This is a genomic window from Cryobacterium sp. AP27 (assembly GCF_056680495.1).
Genome location: NZ_CM155285.1, coordinates 2141688 through 2162746 on the forward strand (window position 1 = coordinate 2141688; position 21059 = coordinate 2162746).

Annotated in this window: 19 protein-coding genes; 9 read left to right on the plus strand and 10 right to left on the minus strand. The window is 66.7% G+C overall.

Annotated features, from left to right (window positions below; all coding sequences use genetic code 11):
* The first annotated feature begins 23 nt into the window (after window positions 1–23).
* The 5 genes from AC1MB9_RS10225 (at window position 24) to AC1MB9_RS10245 (ending at window position 5668) form a co-directional block, all read left to right on the plus strand.
* The gene (locus tag AC1MB9_RS10225; RefSeq protein WP_479964678.1) at window positions 24–338 is read left to right on the plus strand and encodes a hypothetical protein; all 315 of its coding nucleotides are present in this window, start codon (window positions 24–26) and stop codon (window positions 336–338) included.
* A gap of 314 nt (window positions 339–652) precedes the next feature.
* A complete protein-coding gene (locus tag AC1MB9_RS10230; protein ID WP_479961850.1) occupies window positions 653–2080 on the plus strand; it encodes a DUF222 domain-containing protein in 1428 nt (475 codons plus the stop codon).
* A 116-nt stretch (window positions 2081–2196) separates the two neighbouring features.
* Complete coding sequence (locus tag AC1MB9_RS10235; RefSeq protein WP_479961851.1) at window positions 2197–2691, plus strand: DNA alkylation repair protein; 495 nt, start codon at window positions 2197–2199, stop codon at window positions 2689–2691.
* Between the two features lie 179 nt (window positions 2692–2870).
* On the plus strand, window positions 2871–5078 hold the full coding sequence (locus AC1MB9_RS10240) for a putative bifunctional diguanylate cyclase/phosphodiesterase (RefSeq protein WP_479961852.1): 2208 nt from the start codon (window positions 2871–2873) through the stop codon (window positions 5076–5078).
* Window positions 5079–5233: 155 nt separating this feature from the next.
* Window positions 5234–5668, plus strand: a complete 435-nt coding sequence (locus AC1MB9_RS10245; protein WP_479961853.1) for a DUF2975 domain-containing protein — start codon at window positions 5234–5236, stop codon at window positions 5666–5668.
* Window positions 5669–5696: 28 nt separating this feature from the next.
* Here AC1MB9_RS10245 and AC1MB9_RS10250 read toward each other — a convergent pair whose 3' ends face one another.
* The 3 genes from AC1MB9_RS10250 to AC1MB9_RS10260 all read right to left on the minus strand — a co-directional run bounded on the left by AC1MB9_RS10250 (window position 5697) and on the right by AC1MB9_RS10260 (window position 9624).
* Window positions 5697–7145, minus strand: coding sequence for an ADP-ribosylglycohydrolase family protein (locus AC1MB9_RS10250; protein ID WP_479961854.1), 1449 nt, complete (start codon window positions 7143–7145; stop codon window positions 5697–5699).
* Between the two features lie 141 nt (window positions 7146–7286).
* Complete coding sequence (locus AC1MB9_RS10255; protein ID WP_479961855.1) at window positions 7287–8105, minus strand: nuclease-related domain-containing protein; 819 nt, start codon at window positions 8103–8105, stop codon at window positions 7287–7289.
* Window positions 8106–8187: 82 nt separating this feature from the next.
* Window positions 8188–9624 carry an FAD-binding oxidoreductase gene (locus AC1MB9_RS10260; protein WP_479961856.1) on the minus strand — a complete coding sequence of 479 codons (1437 nt, stop codon included), beginning with the start codon at window positions 9622–9624 and terminating at the stop codon, window positions 8188–8190.
* A gap of 477 nt (window positions 9625–10101) precedes the next feature.
* Between AC1MB9_RS10260 and AC1MB9_RS10265 the strand changes: the two genes are divergently transcribed.
* Entirely contained in the window at window positions 10102–10878 is a 777-nt protein-coding gene (locus AC1MB9_RS10265) for an ice-binding family protein (RefSeq protein ID WP_479961857.1), read from the plus strand.
* An 80-nt stretch (window positions 10879–10958) separates the two neighbouring features.
* On the opposite strand, the gene AC1MB9_RS10270 is transcribed toward AC1MB9_RS10265, so the two are convergent.
* Together AC1MB9_RS10270 and AC1MB9_RS10275 are read right to left on the minus strand one after the other, a co-directional pair.
* Window positions 10959–11354 (minus strand): VOC family protein, encoded by a 396-nt coding sequence (locus AC1MB9_RS10270; protein ID WP_479961858.1) that lies wholly within the window; start codon window positions 11352–11354, stop codon window positions 10959–10961.
* An 89-nt stretch (window positions 11355–11443) separates the two neighbouring features.
* Window positions 11444–12331: an oxidoreductase gene (locus tag AC1MB9_RS10275; RefSeq protein WP_479961859.1), complete on the minus strand. Its 888-nt coding sequence runs from the start codon at window positions 12329–12331 to the stop codon at window positions 11444–11446.
* Window positions 12332–12550: 219 nt separating this feature from the next.
* Between AC1MB9_RS10275 and heR the strand changes: the two genes are divergently transcribed.
* Window positions 12551–13351, plus strand: a complete 801-nt coding sequence (heR, locus tag AC1MB9_RS10280) for a heliorhodopsin HeR (protein ID WP_479961860.1) — start codon at window positions 12551–12553, stop codon at window positions 13349–13351.
* A gap of 5 nt (window positions 13352–13356) precedes the next feature.
* Here heR and AC1MB9_RS10285 read toward each other — a convergent pair whose 3' ends face one another.
* The 3 genes from AC1MB9_RS10285 to AC1MB9_RS10295 are packed head-to-tail and all read right to left on the minus strand — an operon-like array spanning window position 13357 to window position 16444.
* Window positions 13357–14271 carry a carbohydrate ABC transporter permease gene (locus AC1MB9_RS10285; protein ID WP_479961861.1) on the minus strand — a complete coding sequence of 305 codons (915 nt, stop codon included), beginning with the start codon at window positions 14269–14271 and terminating at the stop codon, window positions 13357–13359.
* Complete coding sequence (locus tag AC1MB9_RS10290; protein ID WP_479961862.1) at window positions 14268–15164, minus strand: carbohydrate ABC transporter permease; 897 nt, start codon at window positions 15162–15164, stop codon at window positions 14268–14270. Before AC1MB9_RS10290 ends, AC1MB9_RS10285 begins: the two co-directional genes overlap by 4 nt.
* Window positions 15165–15193: 29 nt before the next feature.
* Entirely contained in the window at window positions 15194–16444 is a 1251-nt protein-coding gene (locus tag AC1MB9_RS10295) for an ABC transporter substrate-binding protein (protein ID WP_479961863.1), read from the minus strand.
* A 216-nt stretch (window positions 16445–16660) separates the two neighbouring features.
* On the opposite strand from AC1MB9_RS10295, the gene AC1MB9_RS10300 reads away from it, so the two are divergent.
* On the plus strand, window positions 16661–17893 hold the full coding sequence (locus AC1MB9_RS10300) for a Gfo/Idh/MocA family protein (RefSeq protein ID WP_479961864.1): 1233 nt from the start codon (window positions 16661–16663) through the stop codon (window positions 17891–17893).
* Between the two features lie 123 nt (window positions 17894–18016).
* On the plus strand, window positions 18017–19048 hold the full coding sequence (locus AC1MB9_RS10305) for a LacI family DNA-binding transcriptional regulator (RefSeq protein WP_479961865.1): 1032 nt from the start codon (window positions 18017–18019) through the stop codon (window positions 19046–19048).
* Between the two features lie 51 nt (window positions 19049–19099).
* Here the strand turns inward: AC1MB9_RS10305 and AC1MB9_RS10310 are convergent, their stop codons facing one another.
* Together AC1MB9_RS10310 and AC1MB9_RS10315 are read right to left on the minus strand one after the other, a co-directional pair.
* On the minus strand, window positions 19100–19951 hold the full coding sequence (locus tag AC1MB9_RS10310; RefSeq protein ID WP_479961866.1) for a sulfurtransferase: 852 nt from the start codon (window positions 19949–19951) through the stop codon (window positions 19100–19102).
* A gap of 213 nt (window positions 19952–20164) precedes the next feature.
* Complete coding sequence (locus AC1MB9_RS10315; protein ID WP_479961867.1) at window positions 20165–20911, minus strand: YqjF family protein; 747 nt, start codon at window positions 20909–20911, stop codon at window positions 20165–20167.
* Window positions 20912–21059: the final 148 nt, after the last annotated feature.

Genomic DNA, 21059 nt, shown 5'->3' on the forward strand with positions numbered 1-21059 from the left:
CCACGGCGGCAGAGTACGTTCCGATGGCCCGCAGGCCCGTCGCGGCCCAGCTGCCGCAGCCTGCTGCGAACTCGCGGATGACACGCAAGGAGAAGGATCGCGAACTGCGTCGAAACAACCCGATGGCTTATACCGGCGTTGTGCTTGCACTCGTCGGTTTCATCTTCAACCCGTTCGCCATCCTCAGCATTCTGGGCATTGTTTTTTCCAGCATCGGGCTGTCAAAGTCATTCGGGCTGATCGACCTCGGGCCCCGAGCGGCCGGGCGGCGAAGCGCCATTGGCGGCATGATTCTGGGAATTCTCGGTATTGTATGTTTCGCGTGGCTCCTAGGCTGATTAGGATTGCCGTCGATTCTCCTCGCTTTCACACCCTGTCCGGGGATATCTCCTGACGGCAGGCGTGGTGAACAGGGAGGCGCGGGCGTTGTTCGGCGGGCGCCAGGCGATAGAGGAGTGCTCCTCGATGCGGCACTCACCAGCGCGATCAAGTCGGGTCGGTTGGAGCGCGCGGACTCCGGGGTGCTGGTGAGCGGACCGCTGAGCTGACGCTCGTCCTCCACAGGCAAAAACTTTGTGAGTTCTCCACATAAATACCCGATCAGGGCCGTTTCAGGGGCCTGAATGTCGGTGGTCGCTGGAAGAATTCAGTTATGACCACTTCAACGGATGCGCTGGTAGAGAGCACAACGGCACTCGCCAGCGTGTTCCTGCGCGCCCTGGGTGGTGGGGTGGGCTCGGGTGATGCGCCGAATGCCGGGTTAGACCTGAAGCGGATGACCGACGCGGGTTTGCTGCAGGTGGCTGACGCGGTGTTTGCGAGCGGGCGGCAGCTGGATGCGCTGCGGGCGCAGGTGGCCGGTCAGCTGCAGGACCGGTTCGAACACGATTCGGGGATCTCCACTCGCACGGGAAACCGCAACGCCGCCGCGGCCCTGACGGATATTGGCCATATTTCCATGGCCGAGGCCGGTCGGCTCGTGCGCGTAGGGGTGGCCATCCGGCCGCGGATGAGCCTGATCGGCGAGCACCTGCCGCCGGAGTACCCCGAGGTGGCCGAGGCGCTGATGGCGGGGGCATTGACGGTGGATTCGGCGTTGTTCATCACGGCGAACCTCGGCCAGGCGGCCCCGCGGGCCACGACCGACGACCTGGTGACGGCCGAGAAGGAGCTCGTGGAGTTCGCGGCTACAAACCCGGTGGATTCGGTGCGGAAGCTCGCGGTGCGCTACCGCGACGCCCTCGACGTGGACGGGGTGGAACCCCGCGAGGAAGTCCTGGTCTCGCGGCGGGGGTTGACGCGGATCGTGCAGCCCAACGGCATGAAACGGTATGTGCTCGACGCGGACCCGGTGGCGGCGGCGTTCTTCGACACCGCGATCGATGGGATGGTCAGCGCCGAGCTGCGCAAACCCCGGTTCGAAGCCAAAGACGATCCGGACGGGTGCGGCGACGGCCACGAGAATCTTGGAGACGGCCGAACCATCCAGCAGTTGAACTTCGACGCCTTCGTCGACATCGTGCGCCACGCTCTGTCGTGCACGGAAGGGCTGGGTCCGCTCGATCACACGACGGTGATCGTGCGGATGACGCTGGAATCCCTGCAGTCGGGTCTCGGCGAAGCGCAACTCGACGGCATCGAACAGCCGATCTCCGCCTCAACAGCGCGCAAGATGGCCGCGGATGCGTGCATCATCCCGATGGTCCTCGGCGGCAACAGCGAAGTTCTCGACTTCGGCCTCGGGAAACGACTCTTCACCCGGGCGCAGAAGCTTGCCGCCGCCGAACGCGACGGCGGGTGCGCCACCTCGGGGTGCAATAGGCCGCCGAGCTACACCGAGGGGCATCACATCCGTTGGTTCAAGGCGCATGACGGGCCGACGAACATGAACAACATTGTGATGCTCTGCACGGCCTGTCACCACAGAATGCATCGGGACGGATGGGACGTCGTCGTGAAGAACAACGAGGTCTACTTCATTCCACCGGGAATTGTGGACCCGAGGAGAAGACCGCGTCGAGGAGGGCGGCCGCCGGTTCCCGCCCCGAAAGGCCACGACGGTCCGCACTACCGGCGATAGAAGCCCGACATTCCACCCGGCGACGACCGAATAGGCCGGTCGTCGCCGGGCGCCCGGCGACACGGCGAGACGTCGCCGGATGCTGGGATGCCGATCAGCACCTGCAGAATGGAAACATGAGCGACGCCGGCGACTTCGTGGATCGCACGCTGCAGAACGAAGCAACCTGGGAGCGGGCGGCCGACGCTGAAGCCCGGTTCGGGGACGCGCTGGAGTTCTATGGCGCATCCGTAGGGGCGGTGCGAGGAACCATCCGCGACCTCGGCCGCCGCTACAAGAACATGTCGCACGACGAAGTGACCGCGCTCACCTCGGAGCTGTGGAACGTTCCCGTGTTCGAGCGCCGCCTCGCGGCAATAGTGCTGCTGCAAAACCACGTGACCCGACTCGACAACACGGACCTCACCCGTATCGAAGGCTTTCTGCGCGGCGCCGGGCTGCCCGAACTCGTGGATCCACTCGCCCACGACGTGGTGCTCCCCCTCGTGCAAAACCTGAGCGGGCCCAATCGCGCCCGTGCCGTCACGGCCCTCGCGCGGTGGGCGAGCGACGCCGACCCGTGGCTGCGGCGCGCCGCACACGCCGTCACCGTGCACATCACGAACGGATAATTCCACGCCGTGTCTCTTCGCGACCATCCCAACACCCGATCACGCGTCGTCGCACCATAGGATGAGACCCGGAAGTAAGGGCGGCGATGCGGTTAACCTCGAGTGCGGATCATCGATCGCGCGTCATTATCGGCCGCGCCGCGAGCTCGAACCGCCGGGCAGGCTGGCTTGTCTGGACGATGGGCATCGTCCTCGTCGCGTTCCTTGCGGCCATGCTCATGCCGCAGTCAGCCCCGTTGGCGGCGCGCGGCGCTCTGCAACTGCTCGTCACGTGGCTCCCTTCCACCGTGTGCGTGGTGGCCGTGGTACGAACCCGTTTTCGACGACCTGAAACCATGCTCGCCGCAGCGGCACTGCTGGCCAGCGCATTCGGCTTCACCTGGTACGGGCTCGCCTTTCTCCTCACGGAAACAGCTCCGACATTCCCCTACGTGGCGGATGCCGGCACCATCGTCTTCTACCCCCTCATGCTGGCAGCGCTCCTGGTGCTCACCCGTCGAAAGCTTCCGGGGCTGACGCGGTCCGTGTTGTTGGACGCAGCCGTGGGATCACTGGGTGCGGCTGCCCTGCTCGCCGTCATTCTCGGTCCCGTGATCGATTCACTGCTCGCCGGGCCGCAGAGTTCGAGCGTCGTCGTGGCGTACCTCAGCCCCTTCCTCGACATGCTCATCGTGGCGGCCATCGCCGGCATGGCATCCCTCCAAGGACTGAACTTCGGGCGTCGCTGGTGGTTCTTCGCCCTCGGGCTGATCGTTTTCACCGCGGCCGATACGATTTACGCCCTACAGCTGTCTGCCGACACGTTCACGGTGGGAACCCCGCTGGATGCCGGCTGGGCCACCGCTCATGCCCTGATCGCTTTCTGGGTGGCCGGCACCGCACTGCCGGAGCGCGAGTCGAAGCCTCCGCGGATCAGCCTCTCGGCACTCTCCGTACCGCTTGTGGCGACCGCAATCGGGCTGGTCATCCTGATGCTCGCCAGCCAGATCACCGTGTCGACGCTCGCGGTGGTCCTGGCCGGAACAACCCTGGTCATGGCGACGATCCCACTCGCCTTCCGCCAGCTGGTGCTGCTGCGCCAGGCAACAACGGATGAACTCACCGGGCTGCCCAACCGGCGCGCACTGAACACAGACCTCCCCACCCGCCTGGCCGCCAGCAAGAGCACTCGCAGTGCCCTGCTCCTACTGGATCTGGACAGATTCAAGGTGGTCAACGACACGCTCGGACACGATATCGGCGACGAGCTGTTGATTCAGGTCGCCCAGCGGCTGAGCGCCCAACTGCGCGACGGCGATCTGCTGGCCCGCCTCGGCGGCGACGAATTCGCCATTCATCTGCGCGACTGCGACCACGCCGAGGCGGTGACCAGGGCCAGAGCCATGAAAGCGGTGATCGCCGAGCCGTTCGAACTGCAGGGCAACACGGTCGGGTGCGGCGTGACCATCGGAATCGCGATGTTCCCCGAGCAGGGCACCGACCTGAGCGTGCTGTTACGCACGGCCGACATCGCCATGTACGCCGCCAAGGCTTCGACCACTGGACGACACAACACGCCCGATGACTCGCCGGCCGGGTCGGGACTGCCCACTCTGTCGGAGCTCCGCACCGGCATGACCCGCGGCGAGCTGATTCTGCACTACCAACCCAAGGTCGATCTGACTACCGGCGCCGTGTGCGGCGTCGAGGCGCTCGTACGGTGGAATCACCCGGCTTTGGGGATGTTGCGGCCGGATGCCTTCCTCGGTCTGGCCGAGGACGCCGCATTGATGCGCGACCTGACCCACGTTGTACTCGAGGCCGCCCTTGACCAGGCCGCGGTCTGGGCGGCCCAGGGCCGGAACCTATCGGTCACGGTCAACATCGCCGCGAGCGCGGTGCTCGACACCGACCTGCCCACGCGCCTCGCCCGCCTGATCGACGCGCGAGGCCTCGACCCGGCCCTGCTGCTGCTGGAAGTGAACGCCGACGGCGTGATGAGCGACCTCGACCGCGCGAGCGCCGCGCTGGCCCGGTTGCGCTCACGGGGCATCCGTATCTCCATCGACCACTTCGGCGCCGCTCACACCTCGCTGGCACAGGTACAGAACCTGCCCATCGACGAACTCAAACTCGATCTGTCCTTAGCGATCCCGATGGGCGACGACCCGCGGGCGGCCGCCACCGTCGCGTCGACGGTGGCGCTGGCACGCAGCCTCGCCGTGCCCGTGGTCGCGGCGGGCGTGGAGAACTTCCGCACGTTCGCCGGGCTGGCCCGCTACGGATGCGACCAGGCCCAGGGCTTTTACCTGTCCGGACCGGTGCCCGCCTCGCAGCTGGAGGATCTCCTCACCCCAGCCGGCAGCGTGGCCTCGCGCGCCGAAGCGCAAACCGCGTTGGTCGACTGACCCAGACGGGCCCTCGGACGCGCTTCGGCCGCGCTTCGGCCGTCGAACGACACCTGGCCGCGCGACTGTCTGACACCACATGGCCCCCCGTGTCGCGACTAGGTTGGGCAGCAGGGCAATTGTGGGGGGGGTAACCAAGCAGCACTGGGGTAGAGATGCGTCGTGGAACATCGATCGCGCTGGGTGCGCTTCTTATCGTTTCGCTGGTCTTGTCTGTCGTCACGCAGGTATGGCTGTTCCCCGCTGCGGTGCAGAGCGTCGTGACTGTGTTCCCGGAAGTCTCGCTGCTCACCGTTCCGGCCGTCACGTGGGGTGTGCTCGCGGTCCTTTGTTGGCAGGCCGTCGCTGTGATTGCGTTGCGCGTTATCGTGCTCTCGCGCACCGGCCGGTTCTACGCATCGGCCCACGAATGGCTGCGGGCCATGGTCGGCTTCATCTTGGCCTTCCTCGTGCTTGTGGTGTCTGCTCTCATTGCGCTGACCGTGATGGGATACACGACGCCCGGCGTGATGATCGGACTCATCGTCGGCGGGCTCGTGGGATCTGTCGCCGCGGTCTCTCTCATTCTGTATTTGGCGACCAGGCGATAGTGCGGCAGGGCGGGGCCCCCAGCGCCGCTTACGCGGCCGCGTCCTCCGTCGTCGCACCCAGACGCGCGATGGCCTCGAGCAGAAATTGCTGCGGTGCCGGGGCGGGCAGGGCCGCCACGACGTCGGCGAGCGCCCGCTCGATCGGGATACCAAGGTGCAGCGCCGCATACAGGGCCGCGACCGACGGGGTGCGGCTCTGCGCCTGCGCGCAGTGCAGCAGCACCGTGCGCCCCTCCGCCCGCAGCGCGGCGATCACGCCAACGGTGTCGGCGAGCACGAAGTCGAGGTTGGGGTTCTGCGCGGGGTCGTTGTTGTCGATCAGTCGCACCTCCAGGTGGTGCCGAATGCGCGCGGGCACCTGCGCGGTACCCACCCGACACATCGAGACCACCGCATCCACCTCGGCCGGCAGAGTGTCGAGCGCCCCGGCGGCGCCGAGCCAGATGCCGTCGTCGTGCGGATGCCGCACCAGGGTCGAGACGTCACCGAGGTGCGCGTAGTCGAACCATCTTTTGTTCGCGTCGGTGGCGGCGCCCGGGTCGCCGCAGGCCTGGCCGCCGAGGCGCACGAGATCGGCGCCGGTGAGTCCGGGCCAGCCGTGCATGATCCGGCGCCAGTCGGCGGGAACGGCGGATGCGCCCCAGCGCGCGCCGAGCAGTCCGCCGGCGATCGCCGCGACGGTGTCGGTGTCGTTTCCGCCGCGAACGGCGGCGTCGAGGGCGAGGCGCAGGTGCGTCGCATCCGTCGCCGGGGTGGTACTGATCGCCGACCACGCCGCCTGCAACGCCTGCACGACCCAGCCGTTGTCTTTGAAGTCCCGCGGCTCGGCCGTCTCGGCCGCGGCGATGCGCGTCGCCCACAACTCGCGGCGCTCGACGGGCAGCGCGGCCAGGCCGACGCGCACGTCGAGCTCGCCCTCAAGCACGGCGTGCCGGATGGCCAGGCTCCAGAGCACGCAGGCGTCGCCGGCATCCGCTTCGTAGTGGGTGAGGTCGCTGAGCATCCGGGCCGCCTCGGCGAACGCGACCGGGTCGTCGAGGTAGGCGAGGGCGACCGGGGCGGTGCGCATGAGCGAGCCGTTGCCTGCGCTGCGGCCGTTGCGCTCGTGGTGCGCCTTGGCGACGAGGCGCACTGCGGATGCCGTCGGCTCGGTGCGGGAGAGAATCGCGCGCAGCTGAATCCCCACGTCGGGCGCCGTGGCAGCCCAGTCCACCCACGCGCCGACAATGCCGTCGAGAACCGCGTCGTCGCGGAGGTCGAGGCCGGACGCGGCGGCGCGGGCGATCGGCACGGCCATGGAGGTGTCGTCGGTCCACTCCCCCGGCGCCCAGTTGAACCCGCCGCCGCCAGCCATGTGCACGGCGGTTCCGGCGGGCAGCGACGGCCCGAATTCGTATCCGGCGCCGAGGGCGTCGCCGGCCGCCATGCCGAGGAGAACACCGGCCGCGCGGTCTTTCTGTGCGGGGGTGAGGTTCATGAAGGTTCCCTTGGATCAGTGGTGCGTGAATGTGACGGCGGGCGAGCCACCGACAGTGCCGGGGCCGGGGCCGGGGTGAGCGTCACTCGGTGAAGGCGACCGATTCCGGCACGCCCAGCACACCGTAGTGATCGCGGCCGCTCACCGAAGCCCCGCCGTCATCAGCTCGACCAGCGCGGCGGACAGGGGCGGTCCGAGCAGAACGAAGCCGCCGAGGATGCCCACGAAGGACGCCACCTTCCAGCCGGTGCGCCTCACCCGCGCCGCACGAACGTGCCGGTCGAGGGCGGCGAACCGGTCCATCAGGTTCTCGGTCGCCGGTGTGGTCGGTGGCGACCAGGTTGTGGGACTGTCGACGATAGCGACAGCCTCCGCCAGGTCGGTCGGCGTCAGAACGACGGGGAGCCGTGTTAGCCAACGCCGAAGGCCCGCTGCGGCGAGCACCGTCACTCGCCGCGGCCGCTTCTTGATTATCAGCGATTTGGGGTTGACGAGAGCGATCACCGCGTGGACGTCGGGGAGATGCGGCATCCGCTCACGAAGCAGCTTGGTGACCCGGTCGGCTTCAAACTCCGCGTTGTGGATGTGCGGCTGTTTGCGGCCGGAAACCATCAGGGTTTGCTCCGCCACCCAGATGGGCTTGCCGCTGTGGTTCTTGGTGTTGATCGTGACAATGCCGCCGGGGCCGATCACGAGGTGGTCGATGTCGGCGCCTTTCTTCCCGATGGGGAGGGCGTGGAATACCGTCCATTCCGCCGGCAGGGTGGCGAGAATTCGGCCGACCTCGATTTCCCCTTTCGCGCCGAGGTACCAGCTCACGCTCTCGGCACAGAGCGGTGAGTAGCCGAAGAGCCGGGCGAACCCGGTTCGGTCGGGCATGCCGGCCTGGTGCCGCAGCAGCTCGTCGATCACGGCTTGAGCGGCGAATTGCTCCCCCATGCGTGGTTCGTCTGTATTCATCGTTCCCCCATCCCCTGTGCTCAATCTAGTGGGGTTGGTTCGAGCGGATGGCGACTGCCGCGCCGCAGAAGTGCGCTTTGCGTCAGGAGGGTGAGGTGAACGGCCCGGAGGGCAGGATGTTCTGGTTCAGCCGGAAGAAGTTGTCCGGATCCCACGTGCGCTTGAGTGCGCGGAGGCGGGTGTACTTCGCCTCGCCGTAGGCCTGCCGCACGCGCTCTTCGCCCTCGTCCATGAGGAAGTTCACGTAGACGCCGGTGTGGAATGGCGCGAGGTCCGTCCAGAAGTTGCGCACCCAGTCTCGTTCCGCCTCGAAGCCCTCAGCGTTTTCGGTAGCGGCGTTGATGTTGAACGTGTGGCCGCCCACACGCCCGTGAAAGGCGGTCTCCTCGTCGCCCACACGGGATACCGCTCCCCCGCCGTGCCAGATCGGGAACGCGGTCAGCGGGGAGATGATTTTCGCCGCGTGGTGGGCGGTGATGTCGATGACCTCGTCGGTGAGCTCAGCGACATCGCAGGAGCGCATGTAGTACCACCAACCCGGCGGGTAACTGGGATCGAACATGGACTGATGCTCGAGAAACGGCTTCGGCCCGCAGAGGTCCAGCACCGGGGAGCCGAACGCCTTCAGCGGCCGGATCACCTTTTCGCCCTCATCCACCGGCCCCGCGTAGCAACTGACCACACCGACCACCGGCTGCCCACGCAGTTCGGCTGGAATCCACGGGACCGAGGGTGCTCGGCGGTGCACAACCATCGTCATCAGTTCGTCCGGCGCCTCGGCGGACCAGTCGCGGTAGAAGCGCAGTAGCTTCGCCGAGTCGGCCCCCGGCCAGAAGACCGGCCCCGCCATCACGATCGGCCCAACCGGATTGAGCCGGAACTCGAACTCGGTGACGATCCCGAAGTTGCCCCCACCCCCGCGCACGCCCCAGAACAGGTCCGGGTTCTCGGTGGCACTCGCCCGCACGAACCCGCCGTCGGCGGTCACCATTCTCACCGACAGCAGCTGGTCGATGGCGAGCCCGTACTTGCGCATCAGCCAGCCGAGGCCGCCACCGAGGGTCAGCCCGGCGACACCGGTGTGGGTCACGATTCCCGACGGCGCGGCGAGGCCGTGCACCTGCGTGGCACGGTCGAGATCGCCGAGCAGCGCGCCGGCCTGCACGCGCGCCGTGCGCGTCTCCGGATCAACCCGGATGCCGTTCATCGGCGACAGGTCGATGACCAGTCCGTCGTCGCACACGGAGTATCCGGGGAAACTGTGCCCGCCGCCGCGCACGGCCACCAGCACGTTGTTGCTGCGTGCGAAGCGCACCGCGGCAATCACGTCGCCTAGGCCGACGCAGCGCGCGATCAGACCCGGGAATCGAATGATCGAGCCGTTCCACACCTGACGGGCCTGGTCATAGGCCGCGTCGCCGGGACGAATCAGCTCGCCGTGCAGGAGTTTCGCGAGGTCGGTGACCGCGCGCTCATCGATGTCGACGCGACCTTGGTCGAGCGTCGCCAGCATCGTCATGGGTTCGGCCCCTGCCAGGCCTGGACGACGCCGCTCACGCGGGAGGAATCCTGCACCGACGATGCCGAACCGCCTGTGCTGGGTATGTGTTGGTTGACGCGACCGTCCACAGCGCTATGTTAGATCCGATCGGCACACTGCGACAGGGCCAATTCGCCCAGATTCGGCGGGCGCAGCCTTCCCCACACGAGTCTTTCGGTCAACCACCGCGCATCCGTCAAATAGGGCGGCGGGAGACCCCCCTGCCCCCTAGTGTGGGGGTAGACAGATTCTCTTCGTTGGAACCGGTCCCGTGGGGCGTACAAGTCTTGTGCGTGGTGGACGTCTGTTGGATGTGGGGCCGGGGGTTCTCTTGGGTGAACTCTGCCGGAAGCGAAGCCAGTCAATGCTGAGAAGCCCGGTGAGCAGCATCGGCGACCGCCCCACGGCGGCCCTGCCCGAGACCGCGTCCTGCGGTTCATTGAAAGGGAACACACCATGACCTCATTCCAGCAGCTTTCCACCTCACGCAAACGCCTTCTGGCCGCCGCGCTCGCCGTCGCCGTCGTCGGTATCGGCAGCATCGGCTTCGGCGGTGCCGCCGCCGTCGCAGAGCCGATCCCCCAGGCCCCGGTGAACCTCGGCGTCGCGGGCACGTTCGCGATCCTGTCGCAGACCGGCGTCACGAACGTCCCTTCCTCCGCCGTCACGGGCAACGTCGGGTCGAGCCCGATCACGGGAGCCGCCACCCTGCTCACCTGCCCGGAGGTGACCGGCACGATATTCTCCGTCGATGCCGCCGGCCCGGCGTGCAAGGTGACGGATGCCACGCTCCTCACGACCGCCGTCGGCGACATGGGCACCGCGTACACCGACGCCGCAGGCCGCACGAACCCGGACTTCGTCAACCTCGGCGCCGGCGAGATCGGCGGGCTCACCCTCAAGCCGGGTCTGTACAAGTGGAGCACCAACGTCTCCATTTCCAACGATGTGAAGCTCGTCGGCGGTCCGAATGACGTCTTCATCTTCCAGATCTCCGGCGACATCACCCAGGCCTCGGCCAAGAAAGTGACCCTCGCGGGCGGCGTCCAGGCCAAGAATGTCTTCTGGCAGACCGCCGGTTCCGTGTCGGTGGGCACCACCGCCCACTTCGAGGGCACCGTGCTGAGCAAGACCCTGATCGCCCTGAACACGGGCGCATCCATCAACGGCCGCCTGATGGCCCAGACGGCCGTCACGCTGCAGAGCAGCACCGTCACCGAGCCCGCACTGTAACTCGCGGAACAACAAAGGGGCCGGGGAAGCGACAATCGTCGTGTCCCCGGCCCTTCCGTGTGCTCGGTGAGCCGGCGCCGCTACGCCGCGTTCGTGTCGGGCTGGTGCACGCCGAAGGTGTTGCCCTCCACGTCGAGGTAGTAGCCCTGCCAGGCCATGCCCACCAGGGCCGTCTTCGGCAGGGCGACCTGCCCGCCCGATGTCAGGATGCGCCGCTCGGTCTCGTCGTAGTCGTCGACTTCGATCGTGCACACATACGCGTTGATGCCCTGCCCCACGGCCGGCGCCGGCCCGGGCCGTTGCAGCAGCCCGCCGTTGATGCCGGCTGCCTCGTCGGGTCCGGTGACGATCCCCCAGTAGGGAGAGCCGGTCATCTGGCTGTAGTCCTCGAACGACCAATCGAACACCGCCGTGTAGAACGCCTTGGCGCGGTCAATATCGTTGGCCTGAATCTCAAAATGCACGACGCGGGACATGCGAAACCTCCTGGGCTGGGTAAGCGGCAGTGGCAGCCTTGCACGGCGCGGAGCGTCCGACAAGAGCCCGGTGATTCTGCGTCGCGCTCCTAACCGGCGCGGGTGCTGCGCGCCGCGCCGGACGAGGTCGCCGCGCCGGTGTCGCTGCGGAACTGCATCCGCAGGAACGCGTCGAAGACGGCCGCGCCGAGCAGCCGGCGGCTGTGCACCAGTAGCTTCGCCGTGGGGGTGATGAGGTAGCGGGACCGCGGCCGGGCGGAGAGCACGGCCTTCTCGATCACCGTTGCGACCGCATCCGGCGAGGCGGTGAGCAGCGTCGAGCCGTAGGAGGCGGCCATCTGCTTGTCGGCGGCTTCGTTCAGGCCGGCGTAGGGGCCCGACGGTGCGGCGCTGCGCGCGAGGCTGCTCGCCACGCCGGCGCCGAAGGCGGTACGGATGAGTCCCGGTTCGATCAGGCTCACCCTGATACCGAACGGGGCCACCTCGAAACGCAGCGCGTCGGTGAGCGCCTCGACCGCGTACTTGCTTGCGTGGTAGTAGCCGCCCACCGGGAAGACCATCCGGCCGCCCATGGAACCCACGTTCACGATCCGGCCCACTCCGGCCGCGCGCATCCCGGGCAGCACGAGCTGCGTCATGCGGGAGAGGCCGAACACGTTGGTCTCGAACTGGGCGCGTACGGCGTCGAGGTCGGTCTCTTCGATGGTGCCGTAGGTGCCGAAGCCGGCGTTGTTAATCAGCACACCGACCGCGCCGTGCTCGGCCTCGATCACGTCGACGGCGGTTTGCATCGACGCTTCGTCGGTGACGTCCAGCGGCAGAATGCGGGCACCCGCGCGGGCGAGGTCGTCGAGGGTGTCGACGCGGCGCGCGGTGGCGTACACGGTGAGGTCGGGGCGGCCGGCGAGCCGCTCGGCGGTGGCGCGGCCGATGCCCGAAGACGTTCCCGTGATGAGCACGGCGGTGGTGATGGTCATGAGGTCTCCTGAAGGGATTCGGTCGCGGTGTGGGCGACTGACAATTATCACTCATTCACTCATCAGTCAGAAGGGTGAAGCAATGCGACCACCGGCCTGGGAATACAGCCACTGGGCAAGATCGTGGTGGTCCCGTGACCGAGTCCGCCTGAGCTGTGGTGCTACGGTGTGCGTAATCCGCCGCACTCGTTTGCCGCATGAACAGTGAAGGAGTTTCCGATGGCACGCAAGGTTCGCTCCACGGACCAACAGATCTCCCGCCTGCGAACGTACAACATCGTCGCCGGCGCCCTGCATCTGTTACAGGCGGCCGGCTTTGCCTACGTGCTGACCCTGCTCAGCACCCAGGTCACCTTCCCCGTCACCGCCGACTACCTGGCCGGGCCTCCCGGTTTTCCCGTCGCGCCCGAACGCGTGATCCTGTTCGATATCAACGTGGGCATCGGCGTCGCGGCGTTCCTGGCCCTGTCTGCCCTGTTCCACTTCCTGATTTCCTCGCCGTGGTTCTTCCCCCGCTACTCGGCAGGTTTGAAGCAGAACCACAACTACTTTCGCTGGGTTGAGTACGCGCTGAGCTCGTCGATCATGATCTGGCTGATCGCGCAGATCACCGGTATCACCGACATCGCGGCGCTGTTCTCAATTTTCGCCGTCAATGCCGCGATGATTCTGTTCGGCGCGCTGCAGGAGAAGTACGAGACGCCGGGCAGTCGCCGGCTTTTGCCCTTCATCTTCGGGTCGATGGTGGGCGTCGTGCCGTGGATCGTGATTCTGATCTACTTCATCGCCCCCGGCTCCACCAGTGAGGTGTCGCCGCCGGCGTTCGTTTACGGGATCATCATTTCGCTGTTCTTGTTCTTCAACACGTTCGCCGTCAACCAGTGGCTGCAGTACCGCCAGATCGGCGGTTGGCGGGACTACCTGCGCGGCGAGCATGCGTACATCACGTTGAGCCTCGTGGCCAAGACCGCGCTGGCCTGGCAGGTGTTTTCCGGGGCGATCATCCCGGCGCTCACCTGACGCGGCTACTTCTCGGCTCCGGCGACCATTCCCTTGATGAAGAACTTCTGCAGGAAGAGGTAGGCGACGAGCACCGGCAGCACGGCGAGCAGGGACGCAGCCGCCGCGGCGGGCAGGTTGCTGCTCTGCACCGAGAAGAACGAGGCGATGGCCGGCGCAATCGTCTGCATCTGCGGCGAGGTGAGGATGTAGCCTGACAGCGCGAACTCGTTCCAGACGGCCACTCCGGTGAGGATCACCACGGTGGCACTGACCGGTTTGAGCATCGGGAACACAATCTGCACGAGCACCTGCAGCCGGTTGGCCCCGTCCATGGTCGCCGCTTCCTCGACCGAAATCGGCAGGGAGCGCATGAACGCGGTGTAGAGAAAGATGCTCAGCGGCAGCTGGGTGGCGACCATTACCAGGATGGCGCCCCAGTAGGTGTTGATCGCACCCATCTGATTGAGCATCGTGTACAGGGGAACGAGGATGCTCAGCGGCGGAACCATGATCAGCCCGAGGAGCACGAGCGCGATCCCATTGTTCAGCCGGGTGGGGCGGCGTGCCAGCGGGTAGGCCGCCATGGCGCCCAGCAGGCAGACGATCAGAGTCGAGATGACGGTGACGATGGCGCTGTTGCCGATCGCCTGCAGAATATTTCCGCTCTCGACGGCGGCGACGAAGTTGCCGAGGTAGAGCTTGATCGTGGGGAACGACCACTGTGAGGAGAGGTCCGTGCGTTCCTTCAGCGCCGTGGTCAGCGCCACATAGAACGGCAGCAGCTGCACCAGCACCACGATGAAGACGAGCGTGCCGATGGCGACACCCACGACGCGGCGGCGGGTGTGCACGGATGCCGGCACCCGGCTCGGGCGTGTTCGAAGCGATGACGGTGCCTCTGGCGGCGCGGTGCTGATCATCGGGGCGGTGGTCGTCATTGTTGCTCCAAACGGCGTCGGTTGAGCAGGGTGTTCAGGGCGAGTGTGAAGAGCACAATGATGATGAATAGCACCACGCCCATGCCGGAGGCGTACCCGGCGCTTTGATTGTCGAAGTAGGACACCCCGATCAGGGTGGAGACCGAGTTCGTCGAGTAGCCGGGGCCACCGCCGGTCATCACCTCGATGACGTCGTACAGTTTCAGACCGCCGATCAGGTTGATCACGACGCTCGTGGCGAGGGCCGGCTGCAACAGCGGAAGCGACACGTACCAGAACTGTTTCACCGGTGACGCTCCGTCCATCGTGGCGGCCTCGTGGTACATCTGCGGAATGGATTGCAGGCCCGCGAGGTAGATGATCATCGAGATGCCGGCGAACTGCAGCGAGTTGATGACCACGATGATGGCGACGGCCGCGCCGGAGTCGCTGAGCCAGGCGACGCGTTCGCCGCCGAGCCCCACCATCACGTCGTTGAACGCGCCGTTGTTGTACTGGAAGAGCAGGTAGTACATGGTGCCCATCACCACGGGAGACACGAGCACCGGCAGGTACACGATGGCCTTGGCAATGTTGCGCCCGCGCATCTTGCGATCAAGGGCGAGCGCCAGTCCCAGCCCCAAAATCTGCTGGATGACGGTCGAGCCGATGCCGTAGATGAACGTGTTCACGAGCACAAGACGGAACGTCTCATCGCTGAACAGCCGCACGTAGTTGTCGAAACCCACGTTGGAGCGTGCGGCGCTGTAACCGTTCCAGTTTGTGAACGACAGCATGATGCCGTTCATCAGGGGATAGATCGTGAAGACGGCCAGAAGGGCGATCGCCGGCACGTACAGCAGGTTGATGCCGGGCCCACCGACGGCCGACCTGAAGGGCCGTGGGCGCCCCACGGGCCGAGCCTTGAGTATCGTCACGGGTTTTAGTTCCCCTGGGCTTCGAGGCTCGTGAAGTCGCTGCGCATCTGGTCGACGGCACGGTCGACACCGGTCTGACCGGTGATGATGGAGTCGGTCGTGGTGACCATGGTGTTCCACATGCCGTTGGGCAGGTAGACCCGGTCGAAGTACGGCACGAGGGGAACGTCGCCGCTGGTCATGAAGCTATCGAAGCTGCTCTGCAGGGCGCCGAGATCCGCGGTGGCGCTGGTGAGGCCGGGCAGGTTCCCGGCCGCTTCGGCGAGGATGCTGGCGTTATCCGGCTGGGCGAGGAAGGCGAGGAACGTCTTGGCGTCGTCCAGATGATCGCTCGTCTTCGAGATGCCGTAGGCGTTCATCTCTCCGCCGATGAGGTACGGGGCGTCGCCGTTCAGCGAGGGAACGGGGATGAAGCCGAGATCGGCATCCGGGTTGTACTGCAGGGCGTTGTTCGCGGTCGCGTTCTGGGAGAAGACGAAGGCGGTGCGGTCTTCGGCGAGGGCCCGCGCCATGTCGTCGGCGGTGGCCGAGGAGTAGTCGGGGTTGAAGTAGCCGGCATCGCGCCAGTCGTCGACCATGTTGAGCATGTCTGCATAGGGCTGGTCGACGAAGGTGCCGGCAGTGAGCTCGTCCAGCTGGGCGTCGTCGTACCCGCCGGGGGCGATCCAGTCGGCCACGTTGCCGGCCGGCCCGCCGTCCTTGCCGGATACCGTGATGGGGATGGCGCCGTCGGCCTTCACCGCATCGGCGGCGTCCGCAAAGTCGCTCCAGGTGGCGATCGATGCCGGGTCGATTCCCGCGGCGTCGAGCACATCGCCGTTGTAGAGGATGCCGGCCACGTCGGTGTCCACCGGGAAGGCGAAGAACTCCCCCTCGTCGTTCTTCATCGCGGAGGCCAGGTCGGGGTTGAAGTCGCCGGCCCACGCCTCGTTCTGCAATGGTTCGAGGAATTCGCTGTAGCGCAGCAGCGACCAGCCGTGGGTGGCGAGAATGTCGGGGACGTTGCCGGCGGCGAGCCGAACCTTCATGTCTGATTCGTAGTTGGTGCCGGCCGGAACCAGATCCACGGACACCTCGGGGTTGGCCTCCTCAAACTTGGCGGTGACCTCTTGCAGGGCAGCCATCAGTTTGGAGTCGACACTGACCTGGGTCTGAAATTCGAGGCTGTCACCGGAGGCTCCGGCGGAGGAGCTGCAACCGGATGCTGCCAGAAGCAGGGCAGAGGCTGTCGCGACGAGTGCAACGCGAGACTTCATTGTCATTCCTTCGTTGGAGTAGGTGTGGCGCTGATATAACGCTAGTTCCGTCGGGCGGAACCAGGTGAAACGTTTGTCAAAAGTTACCCGAGTAAATACTGGATTGCAAGAAAAATAAACGGAATTCTCTAAACATTGACTCGCGTAACTTTTGCTGGCAGACTCAGCGCCTAGACCCTTCCGGGACGCTCCGGACGGCCTGAGAAAGGATTACCAATGACGTTTTCCCTTGGAATTGTGGGCGCCGGACAGTTCGCCGGACAGTTCGCTTCCCTCTTCCACCTGCACCCGGGTGTATCCCGTGTGCTGGTGACCGACGTGCTCCCGCAACGCGCCGTCGAGCTGAACGAACGTGTCGGTCTCGATGGAACCGCGGCAAGCTTTGAGGCTCTGCTCGAGGACGACGGCATCGACGCCATCGCGCTCTTCACGCAACGCTGGACGCACGGTCCCCTCGTGCTCCAGGCGCTCCGCGCCGGCAAGCACGTCTATTCCGCCGTACCCATGGCCATTGCCGAAGACGAAATCGCGGCCATCATCGAGGCGGTTCGCGAAACCGGCCTCACGTACATGATGGGCGAGACGAGCTTCTACAACCCGGCCACGATCTTCGCCCGCAACCAGGTGCGTGCGGGCAAGTTCGGTCGCATCTTCTACGCCGAGGGTGACTACGTGCACGACATGGACCTCGGCTTCTATGAGGCGTATCAGTACAGTGGCGGCGAGGATTGGAAGCGCACCGCGAGCTACCCGCCCATGCTCTATCCGACGCATTCCATCGGCGGCGTGCTCGGCGCGATCCCGACCTATGCCACGAGTGTGAGCTGCATCGGTGTTCGCGACGACCGCGGTGACGGTGTGTTCGACCGTGAGGTCAGCATGTTCAATAACGATTTCTCCAACGCCACCGCCCTGTTCGAACTGGCCGGCGGCGGATCGATGCGCATCAACGAGATGCGCCGGGTCGGGTACCCCTCGCACATCCGCGAAAGCCGTTTTCGTTACTTCGGCACCGAGGGCAGCTTCGAGCAGCTCGCCACGGTAGCGTTCTGGCAGGACAAGACCGGTGTCGAAGATGTGTCGGAGCTGCTGGCGACGGACGCCACCATGGAGGCCGATGATCCGTCGCTCGCCCACGTGGCTCCGGCGCTCCGCGATGCGTTCGTGTCGGGCCACGCCCCGGTGCACGAAACGGACCGTCTCCCGGTCGAGTTCCAAGGCACGCACAACGGACACGAGGGCAGCCACCACTTCCTCGTCGACGACTTCGTGACAGCAGTGAACACCCGCACGCTGCCCCCGGTGAACGCGTGGGTGGCCGCCCGCTTCACGCTTCCCGGCATCATCGCGCACCAGTCGGCCCTCAACAACGGGGAGCGACTTCCCATCCACGACTTCGGCCCGGCACCGGAGTTCGCGGGAACCCCCGTGGGCGCCGCCGAGGTTTGAGCCCCGGCCGTTGACCGGGGCAGGGGCGCGGCCATCGACCCCGCTCCTCCCCCGGTGGGCAGTATCCTCAGGACCACCCACCTCATTCCCGTTTACCCGAACAGCAATCGAAAGCCTCAGCCCATGACGTCACTGCCGGCCGCAAGCTCGCGCAAAGTCACACGTAAAGACGTGGCACGGTACGCCGGGGTGAGCGATGCCGTGGTGAGCTACACGCTCAACGGCGGGTCATCCGTTGCCCCGGCGACGGCCGCCCGCGTGCGCGAGGCCGTGCGCCTGCTCGGATACACCCCCAACGCGTCGGCCCGGGCACTGAAAATGGGCTCGGCCCGCCTGATCGGGGTGATCGTTCCCGACAGCTCCAACCCGTTCTTCGCCGAACTCTGCCAGGCGGTGGAAGCCGCGGCGGGCCCGGCCGGCTACGAAGTGCTCATCGTCAACTCCGATGACACGAAAAGGCGCACCCTGCAGCACCTCCAGTCGCTCGCCTCGCGCCAGGTCGACGGCGTGCTCATCGCCACCGCTGTGGACGAAACCGACGTGGCGGCGCTCCAGGCGGCCGGCATCCGGTGGGCGCTACTCAACCACGACACCTCACTCGAGGATGCTCTCACCGTGGGCATGGATCTGGAGGCCGGGGCCCGGGTGGCCACCCAGCACCTCGTCGACCACGGCTACCGGCGCATCGCCTTCATCGGCCAGGCGCAGCCGGACGATGCGCGCTTTCGCGGCTGGCGGTCCGTGGTGACGCAGTCCGGGCTGGAGCCCGGACCCACATTCTTCTCCCCGTTCACCCGCCCGGGAGGATACGCGGCCGGTCTCGAACTCGCCGCCCTCACGCAGCGGCCGGATGCGGTCTTCATCAGCTCGGACATGCAGTCCGTCGGCGCTCTGCGTGCCATGCACGAGGCGGGTGTGGATGTTCCCGGCGACCTGGCCATCGTGTCGTTCGACGGGTCACCGGAATCGGAGTATTCCTGGCCGCCGCTGACCACGCTCCGTCAGCCCGTTCTGTCGATGGGCGCCGCGGCCGTCGCCCAGCTCACCGGAACGTCGCCCTCCCCGCACGATCACCGGCGCTTCGAAGGGGAACTCGTCATTCGGCGTTCCTGCGGATGCTCGCCCGCCGACACCATAGCGACTCCCGCGACCTGACCGGCGTCGGTCCAGGGCGCCGATCGGTCGGACGTGCAGTCGGCGTCCGGGTCAGTCGGCGTCGCCCCCGGGCGTCGGTCCGACGGCCACGGGGCGGTCGGCGTGGTTCGACCACTGGCTGAACGACCCGGGATAGAGGATCGGCACGAATCCGGCCAGGGTCAGCGCGACGACGTTGTGCGCTGCGACCACACCCGAGCCGCAGTAGACGGCGACGGGGTGCCCCTCCTGCACCCCCGCGGCCAGGAATTTCTCGCGCAGTTGCTCCGCGGGCAGAAACCGGCCATCGGCGTCGACGTTGTGGGTGGCCGGCGCGTTGCGTGCCCCGGGAATGTGGCCGGCACGCGGGTCGACCGGTTCGACGTCTCCGCGATAGCGCTCGGGCGCCCGGGAATCGAGCAGCACTCCGGTCTCAGTCAAGTTCGTGATCTCGTCCATCGTCGCCACCGGAAGCTCGTCCCAGCCGAGCTCGACCTCGCCGGGGGTGACCGGTTCCGTCCCGGCGGCCAGCTCGAAACCGGCGGCAGTCCAGGCCGGCAGCGCCCCGTCGAGCAGCCGCACGTTGCCGAGGCCGGCATTCGTCAGCAGCCACCAGGCCCGCGCCGCCGAGAAGTTGTTCAGGTCGTCGTAGACCACGACATTGTCGCCCGGGTTGATGCCCCATGCTCGGGCCGCGTCCTGGAGGGCGTCACGCGTCGGAAGCGGATGCCGACCGGCGGTGGGCGCCCCGTGCGACGCCAGCTGAGCGTCCAGATCCACGTATACCGCTCCCGGAATATGCCCCTGGAGGTACGCGGGTCGCCCGTCCGGGCGGTCGAGCCTCCACCGCACGTCCAGAATTCGCAGCGTGTCGGAGGCGGCCCGTTCCCGGGCGAGTTCGGTGGCGGTGATCAGCAGGGGCATGGCGCGACCTTCGGGGCTTGGGACGGATCGAGCTGGCGAATCAGTACGGTGTCTCCACCGTACGGCGCGCAGGCCGCTCCGTGCTCTCGCGGGAGCCTTATGCGCAGCGGAAACTGGTCGGCCTCTGCCCGCACGGCATCAGCATCCGCTCACCAGGGATGATGTGCGGCACGATCTGGGGCGATAGTCGGGTTTCGGCGTCGTCGCCGGCGCTCAACCGCCGGAGCCGAACCAGGTCGTGACCCCGGGCGAATAGAGCACGGAATCCGGGGGTCGATCGGTCAGCCCGGGAAAACCGGCCAGGGCGAGCAAGGTGTCGTCGAGCCGCATCAGGTCGGCCTGAAACAGCTCCCACGGGTCATGCCGATTGCGCAGGTACACGGTGCGCCCGCGCCGGCGGGTGAACAGGGCCCAGCGCGCGGTCAGAAAGTCGGCGAGCGGGTCGCCGGTGACCGGCCGGGTGCTCGGGCGCAGCACAATGTCGGAGTGCGCCACCGCCGAGCCGTGGCGCCGGGCGGTGTAGCGCAGCTGCGGACCCCTGGCGTGACCGGGAGCAACCTGAAGCCTCGTGCGCGACCACATGTACGGAAGCGAGAACAGGGCGCGCGCGGCGAGCACGGCCGCGAGGCGAGACGCTTCCAGCGACACGAAGACGACGCCCCGGCGGCCCTGCACGTCCACCGCGTACAGCCGCACGTTGACTTCGACGAACGTGCCGAAATACGGGATGGGCGGGCCGCCGAACACGGTGGCGCGATCGAGCACGAACGGTATCAAGCCGACCCAGCTCGTGCCGTCGAACTCGTCGGGAACCAGCCCGGCCGGCAGAAGCGGCGCAACCAGTTCGGCGTCGACGCGCCAGTGCAGGAACATCAGGTGTGACCAGCGCTGACTGGCGGCGGCCCGACCGGCGAGCAGCGGCGCGATCGACGAGATGGGGTCAAGTGCGGCTTCCGACATCTGGCTTCCCTTGCTCGGTCTGAGTCCACGGTAGCGGCACCGGGAACATTCGACAGACCAGCACGCCCGGCAATGTGTGAGAGCGCTCTCTTGACATTCCGCGCGAGCGTGTCCTAAAGTAAACATCACCTGTGAGAGCGCTCTCACA

Excerpts from the sequence above, each read along its gene's own strand:
- AC1MB9_RS10225 (WP_479964678.1), top strand. The coding sequence starts at position 24 with ATGGCCCGCAGGCCCGTCGCGGCCCAGCTGCCGCAGCCTGCTGCGAAC.
- AC1MB9_RS10230 (WP_479961850.1), top strand. The coding sequence starts at position 653 with ATGACCACTTCAACGGATGCGCTGGTAGAGAGCACAACGGCACTCGCC.
- AC1MB9_RS10235 (WP_479961851.1), top strand. The coding sequence starts at position 2,197 with ATGAGCGACGCCGGCGACTTCGTGGATCGCACGCTGCAGAACGAAGCA.
- AC1MB9_RS10240 (WP_479961852.1), top strand. The coding sequence starts at position 2,871 with ATGGGCATCGTCCTCGTCGCGTTCCTTGCGGCCATGCTCATGCCGCAG.
- AC1MB9_RS10245 (WP_479961853.1), top strand. The coding sequence starts at position 5,234 with ATGCGTCGTGGAACATCGATCGCGCTGGGTGCGCTTCTTATCGTTTCG.
- AC1MB9_RS10250 (WP_479961854.1), bottom strand. The coding sequence starts at position 7,145 with ATGAACCTCACCCCCGCACAGAAAGACCGCGCGGCCGGTGTTCTCCTC.
- AC1MB9_RS10255 (WP_479961855.1), bottom strand. The coding sequence starts at position 8,105 with ATGAATACAGACGAACCACGCATGGGGGAGCAATTCGCCGCTCAAGCC.
- AC1MB9_RS10260 (WP_479961856.1), bottom strand. The coding sequence starts at position 9,624 with ATGACGATGCTGGCGACGCTCGACCAAGGTCGCGTCGACATCGATGAG.
- AC1MB9_RS10265 (WP_479961857.1), top strand. The coding sequence starts at position 10,102 with ATGACCTCATTCCAGCAGCTTTCCACCTCACGCAAACGCCTTCTGGCC.
- AC1MB9_RS10270 (WP_479961858.1), bottom strand. The coding sequence starts at position 11,354 with ATGTCCCGCGTCGTGCATTTTGAGATTCAGGCCAACGATATTGACCGC.
- AC1MB9_RS10275 (WP_479961859.1), bottom strand. The coding sequence starts at position 12,331 with ATGACCATCACCACCGCCGTGCTCATCACGGGAACGTCTTCGGGCATC.
- heR (WP_479961860.1), top strand. The coding sequence starts at position 12,551 with ATGGCACGCAAGGTTCGCTCCACGGACCAACAGATCTCCCGCCTGCGA.
- AC1MB9_RS10285 (WP_479961861.1), bottom strand. The coding sequence starts at position 14,271 with ATGACGACCACCGCCCCGATGATCAGCACCGCGCCGCCAGAGGCACCG.
- AC1MB9_RS10295 (WP_479961863.1), bottom strand. The coding sequence starts at position 16,444 with ATGAAGTCTCGCGTTGCACTCGTCGCGACAGCCTCTGCCCTGCTTCTG.
- AC1MB9_RS10300 (WP_479961864.1), top strand. The coding sequence starts at position 16,661 with ATGACGTTTTCCCTTGGAATTGTGGGCGCCGGACAGTTCGCCGGACAG.
- AC1MB9_RS10305 (WP_479961865.1), top strand. The coding sequence starts at position 18,017 with ATGACGTCACTGCCGGCCGCAAGCTCGCGCAAAGTCACACGTAAAGAC.
- AC1MB9_RS10310 (WP_479961866.1), bottom strand. The coding sequence starts at position 19,951 with ATGCCCCTGCTGATCACCGCCACCGAACTCGCCCGGGAACGGGCCGCC.
- AC1MB9_RS10315 (WP_479961867.1), bottom strand. The coding sequence starts at position 20,911 with ATGTCGGAAGCCGCACTTGACCCCATCTCGTCGATCGCGCCGCTGCTC.